This window comes from Flavobacterium sp. (assembly GCF_035760125.1).
Taxonomy (GTDB): Bacteria; Bacteroidota; Bacteroidia; order Flavobacteriales; family Flavobacteriaceae; genus Flavobacterium.
The window spans coordinates 1-11,867 of sequence record NZ_DASTTN010000288.1 but is presented as its reverse complement, the minus strand read 5'-3'; the positions used below and the strand labels follow the sequence as shown (position 1 = coordinate 11,867).

Below are 11,867 nucleotides of genomic sequence, written 5' to 3'. Positions count from 1 at the left end.
AGCCTTTTTTATTTCAAAAAAGGCTTATTTAAAACACTCCTAAACAATCATTTACAAACAAAAAATAATAACAAATTCATCACGTAATACAATAAATGATTTAATCGTTTTTATAGCGTTTTAAACAAATTTCAGCAGGTTTATTGATGCTTTTATCTTCACATCACGAATGTTTTCGAAATATTCAGATTTGTTAACTCAATGCAAACGCAATCGCAGCATTTGAATGAATCTGAGCGGTATCAAAAATAGGCACGTGAACCTCTTCTTGTTTCACCAATAATGGAATTTCTGTGCAGCCAAGAATAATTCCTTCGGCTCCATTATCAATCAGTTTTTCTATAATAGAAAGATATCTTGTCTTGGTACTCTCCAGAATTAATCCTTTTCCCAATTCATTAAAAATAGTATCGTGTATAAAATCTCTATCCTCAAATTCCGGAATTATGGCTTCAATATCAAGACCAGATAATTTGTCTTTAAAAAAATCCAATTCCATCGTAAACTTTGTTCCAAGAAGACCCACTTTTTTGATATTCTTTTTTTGAATTACCTTGGCGGTTTCCGTGGCAATGTGTATTAATGGCAAATCGACACTTTCCTGAATTCGATCGGCTATAAGATGCATGGTATTCGCACAAAGAATAATCGCATCGGCACCACAATTTTTCAAATTTTGACAGGCTTTTGACAGCATATTGAATGTCGTTTCCCAATCGTTGTTATCATTATTTCTTTTGATATCATCATAATTAAAAGAATAAATCATACACTCAGCAAAATTAACTCCCCCTAACTCTTTATTGATTCCCTCATTAATAAACTTATAATAATCTGCCGTTGACACCCAACTGATACCACCTATGAGACCTAGTTTTTTCATGTCTTTATATTTTACTTTAACCCGTGGGTATAATTATAATTAATTGCTAAATTTAGCATTAGAAACAGTTTATAAAATTAAAAAATAATATCAGAATACTGTAAATAGCATAAAAGCTTTCTTAAAATTATCAAAACAAATGATTATTCTTTCATAAAAAAATATATTTTTACAATATAAACTTACAACAAACATAAAAAATGAAAAAATTAATTCTTGCTATTTTATTTGTTGCCTTTGGGGTTACAAATTCCTTTTCACAAGAAGCTACTTTTGTCACTTCAGTTGAAGGCATAAAAGAATATAGCTTACCTAATGGATTGAAAATTTTGCTAATCCCGGATGCCGCACAGTCAAATGTGATTGTGAACATTGTTTATGGTGTTGGTTCTCGACACGAAGGATATGGTGAATCGGGTATGGCGCATTTGCTGGAACATATGTTATTCAAACGCTCCGCAAAATTTACTGACATCAAAAAAACGATTGCTGACAAAGGGGCACAAGCCAATGGTACAACCTATTATGACCGTACCAATTATTATGAAATCCTACCCGCGACAGATGAAAATCTAAAATGGGCATTAGACATGGAATCAGATAGAATGATAACTTCGGCTATCCTTCAATCGGATTTGGATACGGAGTTCAGCGTCGTGCGTAATGAATTTGAAATAGGCGAAAATAACCCTGAGGGAGTATTACACGATCGCATTCTTTCCACTGCTTATTTGTGGCATAATTATGGAAAATCAACCATTGGAAGTAAAGAAGATATCGAGCGTGTTCCTGCAAATCGTCTTAAAATATTTTATCAAAAATATTATCAACCCAATAATGCTACCCTAATTATAGGCGGGAAATTTGATGAGAAAAAAACTCTTTCCTGGATTAAGGAATACTTTGCTCCAATTCCAAAATCAAAGAACGAAATTGAAAAAACATATACTGTAGAACCAGCTCAAGACGGTGAACGATTTGTCGAACTAAAAAGAAATGGAGATCTTCAATACGTTGCTATGGCCTATCACACTCCAAGTTATTCGGACAAAGAGTTTGCTGCCAACGATGCTTTAATTTCAATATTAACAAACAACCCTTCTGGTATTTTGTATAAAACATTAGTGGAAACTAAATTATCGACTAATGTCTATGGATATACTCAGTCATTAAAAGACCCAGGATACAGTTATTTTGCCGCTGAAATTGCAAAAGACAAAGACATAAACACAGTTCAAAAAGCCTTTTTGGAAACCATGAATAATGTTCCTAAAATGACTTTTACGGAAGAGGATCTAAAGCGTGCCAAAAATGAATTGCTTAAACAATTTGAAAACACTTATAACAAAACCCTTAACTTATCAGTTGCCATGACAGAATTTGTAGGAGCTGGTGATTGGCGTTTGTTTTTTATAAACAGAGATAACATAGAAGCTCTCACAGTTGCCGACATTCAAAGTGCAGCCAAAAAATACTATCTACAAACCAATAGAACTTGGGGACGTTTTATTCCGGAAGCTACTAGCGAAAGAACAAAAGTAAGCGACACTAAAGATATCGCTTCTCTTGTAAATGGATACAAAGGAAAAACAATGGAAGCTAATACCAATACCTTTGAAACGTCTGTTTCCAATATCATAAAATCTACCGAAGAAGGAAAATTAGCATCGGGAGGAAAATATGCCTTATTGGAAAAACCAGCCAAAGGAAATAAAATTGAAGGTCGAATATTGCTGAGAATGGGAGATGAAAAATCATTGAGCCAAAAATCAATGATTGCCAGTTTAACGGCAAGCATGTTGAAATTAGGGACAAAAACCAGAAGCAAAAAAGACATCAATGACCAAATTGACCAATACAAAATAAACCTGAGTACAGCCGCTACTGTTGATGGTTTATATGTGAGAATCAGTACGGATAAAACCAATTTAAGTAATGCCTTAAACTTGGTACAGGACATTTTAAGAAACCCTTCTTTTGATGTTACTGAATTTGAAAAATTGAAACTGGAAACCAAAAACGGATTGGAATCCAGCAGAAATGAACCACAGGCTGTTGCTAGTCAAGAATTGACAAAACTAACTGCTTTATATCCAAAAACACATCCTTATTACTCGGAATCAATTGACGAAAGCTTGGCTACTTTAGACAAGATTACTATTGAAGATCTTAAGAGCTTTTATGCTACCTTCTATGGTGGATCCAACAGTATATCATCATTTGTTGGAGGAATTGATAAAGATCTCATTAAAAAATTCTTAAGCAGTACTTTTGACAACTGGAATCCGAAAATTGCTTACAAAAGAATTCCAACACAATATTTTGATGTAAAATCAAGTGATAAAACCATTCAAATAAATGATAAAACGAATGCTACATTATTTGGAAAAATAAATTTGAATATTGGTGAAAAAAATCCAGATTATCCTGCTGTAGAAATGGCAAATGAATTACTGGGAGGAGGCGCTTTCTTGTCTTCCAGAATTCCACAACGTCTAAGAGAAACTGAAGGTTTAAGCTATGGTGCAGGTTCTTATTTACAGGCAAATGCTATTGACCCTACATCGGATTGGGGAGTTTATGCCTTTTATAATCCAACAATGAAGGATAAATTGACAACTGCCCTTAATGAAGAAATTCAAAAAGCAATTAGCAAGGGTTTCACCAAAGAAGAATTTGACAGTTCTTTAAAATCTTGGTTGCAAAACAGACAAACAATGCTTGGAACTGATGAATTCTTAGTTCGTGAACTGAGAGAAAATATGGATTCAGGTCAAACTTTCAAAGACTACGAAGATTTTGAAACCAAAATTAAAAACTTAGATGTTCAAAAAATAAATATTGCTTTAGTCAAATATTTTGATCCAAAAAAATTAGTGATTGTTCAAGCTGGAGATTTTGTAAAAAAATAATTTTAGAAGTTATTAAGAAACAAAGGTTCTAAGATAAATATTGAACCCAAATTATCACAAAAAGGTATTGAGTAATCAATACCTTTTTTTTATGGACAGAACCGATCTTATAAACTGGAGTTCAATTATTAATTCTGGAGCGGAAATATTTGGCTTTTTTTTGCCAGCATCGTTCCTGCTGTCCGCTATATTCCATCTCGTAGAAAAAACGAGATGGGATGCCGCTTCCATCAGGGCTAAGAGTTAGCATTTTGCTTTTTTGCCATCATCAAAAAAAGGAAAAATAGTAATAATCGAACTCTGGTTATAAATAAAAGAAGTAACTTTATTATGGAAAACATTATACATAATTATTTTTCAAATACTTAAAAAATAAAAAATGAGCTTTAGAATCGAAAAAGACACAATGGGCGAAGTCGAAGTTCCGTCAGACAGATACTGGGGAGCGCAAACCGAACGTTCCCGAAACAATTTTAAGATTGGGTCTCCAGCATCCATGCCAAAAGCTATTATTGAAGGTTTCGCCTATCTCAAAAAAGCGGCCGCCTATACAAATTGTGAATTAGGTGTTTTACACGTCGAAAAACGGGATTACATTGCATTGGTATGTGATGAAATTCTTGCGGGACGACTTTCCGAAGAATTTCCACTTGTAATTTGGCAAACCGGTTCTGGTACACAAAGTAATATGAATGTCAATGAAGTGATTGCCAATCGTGCTCAAGTTCTGAAAAGACTGAGTATAACCGAAGATGAACCTTTTATCAAAGCCAATGACGATGTCAATAAATCACAATCATCCAATGATACTTTTCCAACCGCAATGCATATTGCAGCCTATAAAACGGTAGTCGAAAACACTATTCCCAATGTCGAAAAACTAAAAGACACACTTGAAAAAAAAGCAACTAAATTTCAATCGGTGGTCAAAATTGGCCGCACTCATTTGATGGATGCCACTCCCCTAACTTTGGGTCAGGAAATTTCTGGTTATGTGGCGCAATTGGATAATGGTTTGAAAGCAGTTAAGAACACATTAGAACATTTATCCCAAATCGCTTTGGGAGGAACTGCTGTAGGTACAGGATTGAACACACCAAAAGGATATGATGTAAGAGTGGCTGAATATATTGCCCAATTTACGGGACATCCTTTTGTAACTGCTCCAAATAAGTTTGAGGCTCTAGCAGCACACGATGCCATTGTGGAAACCCATGGTGCTCTCAAACAATTGGCTGTTTCTTTGAATAAAATAGCCAATGATATCCGAATGTTGGCATCGGGACCACGCTCCGGAATTGGTGAAATCCTGATTCCCGAAAACGAGCCAGGTTCTTCTATTATGCCTGGAAAAGTAAACCCAACACAATGTGAAGCGCTGACGATGGTTTGCGCCCAAGTGATAGGAAATGATATGGCTATTACCGTTGGGGGCATGCAAGGTCAATATGAATTGAATGTTTTTAAACCAATGATGGCCGCCAACTTTCTGCAATCTGCAGAATTACTAGGAGATGCTTGTCATTCATTCGACATACATTGCGCCCAAGGAATTGAACCCAACTACAAACGCATAGAAGAATTGGTCAACAATTCATTGATGCTAGTAACGGCTTTGAATACTAAAATTGGCTATTATAAATCGGCTGAAATTGCTCAAACGGCGCACAAAAACGGCACCACTCTCAAAGAAGAGGCTGTGAGGTTGGGATATGTAACTCCCGAAGAATTTGATGAATGGGTAAAACCGGAGGATATGGTTTAAAATAATTATGAGTTATGAATTATGTAAAAAATCATAACTCATAACTCATAATTCATAATTTTAAAAAACTACTTCCCATCCACGTAGTCCTGTAAATAACTAAAACGCTCGGTTAGCTTTCCTTTTTCAGTCATTTTGGCTCGTTTAAGGATACCATCTTTATCTCCGTTGAAAAAAGCTGGAATAACATGTTCTGAAAACATTTCTCCAAAACCTTCACTGGCATCTTTTGGTAATTCACAAGGTAAATTATCAACCGCCATCACTACGATTGCTGCGGGATGAAAAACATCTACTTCTTTATTTTCGCTAGGCAAATAACCGTACAAAGGTTCTGCAATGGTCGAAGAACGCAAAGTACACGCAACTGGTCCGTTGACATCACAGGAAATATCAGCCACAACTTTTATTTTGCAATCATTGGCCTGAAGCATTTCTTGGCTTAAAATTACAGGAGCTCCATTGCCATAAAAATGTCCAGCAATAAAAATATCTGAAACTTTAGTAAATCGTTCAAAATCGGAAACATATTCCGATGGGTTTTCGTGAAAATCAGTATAATCGAGTACTTGACCGTCTTTTCTTTTATTATAATCCAAAACATCTATTTGAGTGTAGACAGCTTGGGTGTAATTTTTAGTCAAATAATTGTCTGGTGTGACTTCCTTGATTTTCATGGCATCCAAAATTTCTTTGGCTCCATTCCCAACTTTTCCTGTTCCCGTTACAACAATCTTTAAAGGAGGCAAAACCAATCTTCTTAAATGGGAAATCAACGCATCTTTGCCCGAAAGCGTTTCGGCTTTTGGCATTTTAAACAATTCGAATTTTATACCAAAAGCGCGAAAAGCATTATAAGTTCCAACAATTCCAGCATATCGTCCAAAACCAATTAATCTACGATTATGAGAATCTATAATGGTTTCATGGTCATACAAATCAATATTTTTTTCTAAAATAGCTTGCAATAACTTTCTGTTATACGGTTGCTTCTTAATCGTATGTGAAAAAAAGAAATAGGCTTTATTAGGAATTAAGTGGTCAACTGGTACTTCTTTTACCCCAAAAAGAACATCACAATCACTTACATCATTGGCAACTTCAATTCCCATACTTTGGTATTGAACATCTGTAAAAATACGAATATCAGAACTTTCAACTTTTACAGTACAATTATGATACAACTGCTTTATTTTAGCTAGTTCATTAGGGGAAAAAACAACTCTTCTGTCTGGTGGATTTTTTCTTTCTTTTATGATTCCGAACTTCATCTTGAATATTTTAATTTATATAAATATAACTTTATTTCTATTATTTGTTACAAACATAACAATTTATTTCAAAATAAAGCATATTTGCATGATTAATTCCTAAAGTCAGCAAAACTAGTCTAAACAATCCGTTTGGGCAAAGTCATAAACCAAATAAGTCCTTTTTGTCATAAAACCGTAACTATTCAGCCGATAACACACAAAAACTTATTTTTCAAGGAACCTCCTTTAATATTAAAAATATTTTCCATCAAACAATCGACAAAATAAACATTTCATCGATTAAAAAAACAAAATCCCTTACTAAGTAAGAATTTTGCCTTTACAATGCTTTAGCGACAAAAAAAATAAACACAAATTATCCACTTTCCATTGTCTATCAAATTTAAAAATCAATAATACGATGAATTGCAGAAAAAAAACATTCGTAACGTATTAGTAAAATCCTATAAAAAAAGAGAAAATAAATTATTATTCAACACTATTTTGTAGTAATTTAACAAATCACAAATAACATAAAAAACTAATAATCAATAAAATAAGACATACATTTTAAAAATTTATAAATTTTAAAAAAAACTATAAATCAAACGCTTTCGATTCTATATATTTGCTTTTTTAAGTACCCAAAAAAATGAATTTTATAAAAAAAACAAGCTCCCTGTATTTATTATTGCTGATGGCTCTAGTGAGTTCATGTAAAAATGATACTAAACACATCGAGAAAGCGGAAATAAAAGATGCAGATCTTCCCAAAAATGTATTGCCAAAAATGAAACCTTTGGTGAATGAAACAAAACTCACCGCTGATTATATAGCCGAAAAACATAGAGAAATAGATTCTTTTTACAATAGAAACTGGCCTAATAATAGTATGAACGGAGGTTTTCTTGTTGCCAAAAACGGTCAGATTATCTATGAAAAATATGAAGGTTATGCCAACCTTAGGGATAAAACGCCAATAACAAGCACTACTCCTATCCATATTGCATCAGTAAGTAAAGTGCTTACTGCGACAGCCGTTTTGAAATTGGTCAATGCCAAAAGAATTGATCTTGATCAAAAAGTAACCGATTTTCTTAAAGAATTTCCCTATCCGGATGTTACTGTAAGAATGTTACTGGATCACAGAAGCGGAATGCGCAGTTATGCCTATTTTACAGATCGTGACAAAAGTGTTTGGGACAGACACAATACGTTGACCAACCAAGATATATTGACCATAATGGGAACCAAAAATATTGGATTGGAACAAAGAACGGGTACCCGATTTGCCTATTGCAATACCAATTATGCGATGTTGGCTTTAATTATAGAAAAAGTCACCAAAATGTCCTATAGAGATGCCATGGCCGAAATTATTTTTAAGCCACTAGGCATGACCAATACTTTTGTCCTGGATTTTGACAAAGACAAACATAACGTAGCACCATCCTATAAAGCGAATAGAGTAGAAATTGGCATTGATTATCTTGACAAAATTTATGGGGACAAAAATATCTACTCCACGCCTAGAGACCTATTGAAATTTGATAGAGCAAGAAATTCTCCATCCTTTTTGGAACCTGCATTATTAGCTCAAGTATACACAGGATACAGCAACGAAAGAAAAGGAACCAAAAACTACGGATTGGGTATTCGAATGATTAATTGGGACAATGGTAAAAATTTCTATTTTCATAACGGTTGGTGGCATGGTTTTACCTCTTCCTATATTCCTTTAAAAGATGAGAATGTAACTATAATTGCTTTGTCTAATAAATTCAGTAGAAATACATATGCTGTTAGAAAACTATCCGTTTTGTTTGGAGATTATCCGTTTAAGGTAAAAGATACCGAATAGGTTTTAGAATTCAGATTAGATTTTGTCTTTAGACAACCATTGGAAAACCATCTAAATTATTGTATCTTTGCAAAATATTCAATTTATGGTGTTGCATTCTAAAATCTGCAATCTTAAATAAAAAATGGGGTCGACTGGTTTTGACAGCAAGTCGAATTGAAAAGTAAGCACGTCGAGAACTGGGACAATTCTCGTAAATAAAAGGTCTCAAACATTTTACACGGCGAAGGAAACTACGCTCTTGCTGCATAATCTGAATCATAGTAAGATTAGCCTCGTCCTACCAGGTAGGAAAGCAGGATTCATCTCGAAAGCTTTGGTTTATAGCGGTCGATTAAGGTGAATCGTAAATTTAAACCTAGATTTCCACAAGCTTCGGGTGGATTTCGAAATTAAAGAAGCTAAGCAAAGAGTGGTTGTTTCTGACCTAACTCCCCGTCGAAAATCTATTCAGGAAATAAGCGTGTAGAAAGCTCTTTAGTTGCTTGTTTGGACCCGGGTTCGATTCCCGGCGATTCCACAAATTCATTTTCAAATGAAATCAAAAGCCTGTAAATCTTAGGATTTACAGGCTTTTTTGTTTTTACTGCTTACAAAAAACAAAACTATTACATCATACAAAAATCACCATATCATTGTATCTCCTTAATCTTTACTTTTACAACATTTAAACACCTATGGAAAATCTATATTCACTTGTCATTCACCCTCCAGAACCCATCCTTATTTTGGTGAAGTCCATGAAAAATCAATTGGCAACTGAAGTGGGTTGGTTCAACAGCAAAAATTCCGTGGGACATATTACCATCTGCGAATTCAAAGCAACCGAAAAGGGAATTGAAAACATCAAAAATCAAATCAATAAAGTATGTAATACCTTATCTCCCGTTGAAGTCCATTTAAATGAATTTGGCTCTTTCCAAAACGGTGCTTTTTTCATAGCACCCGACAATGATTCCAAAAAAAACTTGAAGCATATCATGAAACGATTTCATAAATCGCTTCTCGTTCCCAATATGCTAAAGAGCGACAATCCACATCTCTCCATAGCCCGAAGACTGAAACCCGAAAATCTTGTCAAAGCCAATCGTTTATTCACCACAATAGACCTTGATTTTGTATGTGACAGTGTGGTCTTACGACAATTTGACGAGAATATTAAACAGTTTTTTGTAACAGACACTTTCGAATTTAAAGGAAATCCACAACCCGAATCGATACAGGGAACGCTCTTTTAGCAATGCTGTACAAGATAAAATCAAATGTATCTTTTCGATTGATACTCATTATACCTTTTGTCAAAATGAAAAAAAACTAGAAGAACAAAAAGTATTAAATTGCATTTTTAAAAAGAATGGAATCTTCCCCAAATATGTTATCAATGAAAACGTCAACAAAACATAATTTCATCATTGTCTTCTTGTTTTTTGTGTCTATAGCAAAGGCGCAAAAGACAGCTATTAATTTTATAGAAAATGATTATAAATTAGCGCTTGAGCAATCCAAAACATCCAAAAAACCAATTTTTGTAATGGTCTACGCCACTTGGTGTCCCCATTGCAACAAAATGAAAAGTACGGTATTGAAAGACCCCACTGTAGTCGATTTTTTCAACAACAACTACATCAGTGTAATGATGGATGGCGAATCGCCAACGGGAAAGGATTTCATGAAACAATTTAGAATAACTTCCTTCCCAACCTTTCTATACCTTAACGAAAAAGAAACACATTTGTATAGCACAGGGGGCGAATTCACGGCGGAAGAATTTATTTCGGAATCCAAAAAAGCATTAAATTCAAATACGCAATTGCCTTATTTAGAAAGACAATTCAATGATGATATCCGAAATCCTGAAAGTTGTCTGCTCTACTTAAACGCACTAAGAAAAAGCATCGACAAAGACAAAACCGATGATGTTGTTGCCAAGTATCTATCCACTCAACCAAAAGACCAAATCTTTACGACCATCAATTGGAAAATTATTGCCTTTGGCGTAAATAATTTGAATACCAAAGAATTCGACTTCGTTATGAATCATCAAAGTGATTTTGCCAAAGTTTCATCGACCAAAAGAGTCGAAGTCAAAATTGTAAGCGTGGTCAATCAATCCTTGATGCATGATATGGGGAAATTGGATTCCATCGGCTATTTCAAAAACAGAGATATCGCAAAAAAAAGTAATTTAACAAAAGTGGATTCTTTGGTATTCAAGTACGATTTGCAAATGTATGAGGCTTGCAAATGCTGGAATAAGTATAAACAAACCACATTTGAATCTGTCCAAAAATGGGCTTGGAATGATTACAAAACCATTAACGAAATCTCCAAAATTTATATTCAGCACATCAACGAAAAGGAAGCTTTACAATCGTCTATTACTTGGGCAAAACATTCAGTCGAATCGAACGATTCCGCCGAGAGTAATTTTTTATTGGCACGATTATACAATAAAGTAAAGGATAAAAAAACAGCCATAACATACGCCCGAAAGACCAAAAACATCACTACAGCAATGGGTTGGGATACCAAAGAAATAGACCAATTTTATTTAGATTTAGGGATAAAATAAATTTTGCATATATACTCAATGTAATATTGCTGTTATAAAATATATGGGTTTTCTCGACCTTCTAGGAATCTGGATGCGTCCGAATAATAGTTATAAGGTTTTAGAAACCTTTTAGGAACACAAAAATTACTCAAATCAACAGTTTAGTTTAACAATAGAACTCTAGTTACTGATTATTAAATCATTTAAATACCGTTTTAAAAGAAAATCCCGTAACAATTTCAAATATTAAACATCATACCTCGAACTAAACTACCAAATATGAAACTTTACCTCAAAAATTTTGAAAATTCACCACAACTTTATGCAAGAATAGCTGGAATCGCATATCTAATAATTATAATAGCGGGTATATTTGGAGAGCTTTTAGTTAGAAATAAATTAATTGTTTATGGAGACGCAACAGCCACTGCAAATAATATTATAAATTCTGATTTTCTATGGAGAAGTGGCATTAGTGGCGATTTGATTATGCATATTTGTGATTTGCCTGTAATGGTAATTCTGTATTACCTACTTAGGCCTGTAAACAGAAAACTTGCCTTACTTAATTTGTCTTTTAATTTAATACAAACTGCTGTTTTAGTAGTCAATAAACTGAATCTGATGGCTGCGTTATTT

At 34.0% G+C, this 11,867-nt stretch carries 8 protein-coding genes and 1 other RNA gene; 7 read left to right on the top strand and 2 right to left on the bottom strand.

Features of this window, described 5'->3' with window-relative positions:
* Window positions 1-193: 193 nt before the first annotated feature.
* Window positions 194-883: an aspartate/glutamate racemase family protein gene (locus VFS71_RS10435; protein ID WP_326401152.1), complete on the bottom strand. Its 690-nt coding sequence runs from the start codon at window positions 881-883 to the stop codon at window positions 194-196.
* Between the two features lie 200 nt (window positions 884-1,083).
* Between VFS71_RS10435 and VFS71_RS10430 the strand changes: the two genes are divergently transcribed.
* Both VFS71_RS10430 and fumC read left to right on the top strand, forming a co-directional pair.
* Entirely contained in the window at window positions 1,084-3,795 is a 2,712-nt protein-coding gene (locus tag VFS71_RS10430; RefSeq protein WP_326401151.1) for a pitrilysin family protein, read from the top strand.
* Between the two features lie 379 nt (window positions 3,796-4,174).
* Window positions 4,175-5,560, top strand: coding sequence for a class II fumarate hydratase (gene fumC / locus VFS71_RS10425; RefSeq protein WP_326401149.1), 1,386 nt, complete (start codon window positions 4,175-4,177; stop codon window positions 5,558-5,560).
* A gap of 68 nt (window positions 5,561-5,628) precedes the next feature.
* Here fumC and VFS71_RS10420 read toward each other — a convergent pair whose 3' ends face one another.
* Window positions 5,629-6,831, bottom strand: coding sequence for an NAD(P)-dependent oxidoreductase (locus tag VFS71_RS10420; RefSeq protein WP_326401148.1), 1,203 nt, complete (start codon window positions 6,829-6,831; stop codon window positions 5,629-5,631).
* Between the two features lie 634 nt (window positions 6,832-7,465).
* Between VFS71_RS10420 and VFS71_RS10415 the strand changes: the two genes are divergently transcribed.
* From VFS71_RS10415 to VFS71_RS10395, 5 genes are all read left to right on the top strand, one after another.
* Complete coding sequence (locus VFS71_RS10415) at window positions 7,466-8,674, top strand: serine hydrolase domain-containing protein (RefSeq protein ID WP_326401147.1); 1,209 nt, start codon at window positions 7,466-7,468, stop codon at window positions 8,672-8,674.
* Window positions 8,675-8,800: 126 nt separating this feature from the next.
* Window positions 8,801-9,197: a transfer-messenger RNA gene (gene ssrA, locus VFS71_RS10410) on the top strand.
* A gap of 154 nt (window positions 9,198-9,351) precedes the next feature.
* Window positions 9,352-9,912: a 2'-5' RNA ligase family protein gene (locus VFS71_RS10405; RefSeq protein ID WP_326401146.1), complete on the top strand. Its 561-nt coding sequence runs from the start codon at window positions 9,352-9,354 to the stop codon at window positions 9,910-9,912.
* A 143-nt stretch (window positions 9,913-10,055) separates the two neighbouring features.
* Complete coding sequence (locus VFS71_RS10400) at window positions 10,056-11,246, top strand: thioredoxin family protein (RefSeq protein WP_326401145.1); 1,191 nt, start codon at window positions 10,056-10,058, stop codon at window positions 11,244-11,246.
* A gap of 261 nt (window positions 11,247-11,507) precedes the next feature.
* The coding region (locus tag VFS71_RS10395) for a DUF4386 domain-containing protein (protein WP_326401144.1) at window positions 11,508-11,867 on the top strand (360 nt) is incomplete at its 3' end.

Excerpts from the sequence above, each read along its gene's own strand:
- VFS71_RS10435 (WP_326401152.1), bottom strand. The coding sequence starts at position 883 with ATGAAAAAACTAGGTCTCATAGGTGGTATCAGTTGGGTGTCAACGGCA.
- VFS71_RS10430 (WP_326401151.1), top strand. The coding sequence starts at position 1,084 with ATGAAAAAATTAATTCTTGCTATTTTATTTGTTGCCTTTGGGGTTACA.
- fumC (WP_326401149.1), top strand. The coding sequence starts at position 4,175 with ATGAGCTTTAGAATCGAAAAAGACACAATGGGCGAAGTCGAAGTTCCG.
- VFS71_RS10420 (WP_326401148.1), bottom strand. The coding sequence starts at position 6,831 with ATGAAGTTCGGAATCATAAAAGAAAGAAAAAATCCACCAGACAGAAGA.
- VFS71_RS10415 (WP_326401147.1), top strand. The coding sequence starts at position 7,466 with ATGAATTTTATAAAAAAAACAAGCTCCCTGTATTTATTATTGCTGATG.
- VFS71_RS10405 (WP_326401146.1), top strand. The coding sequence starts at position 9,352 with ATGGAAAATCTATATTCACTTGTCATTCACCCTCCAGAACCCATCCTT.
- VFS71_RS10400 (WP_326401145.1), top strand. The coding sequence starts at position 10,056 with ATGAAAACGTCAACAAAACATAATTTCATCATTGTCTTCTTGTTTTTT.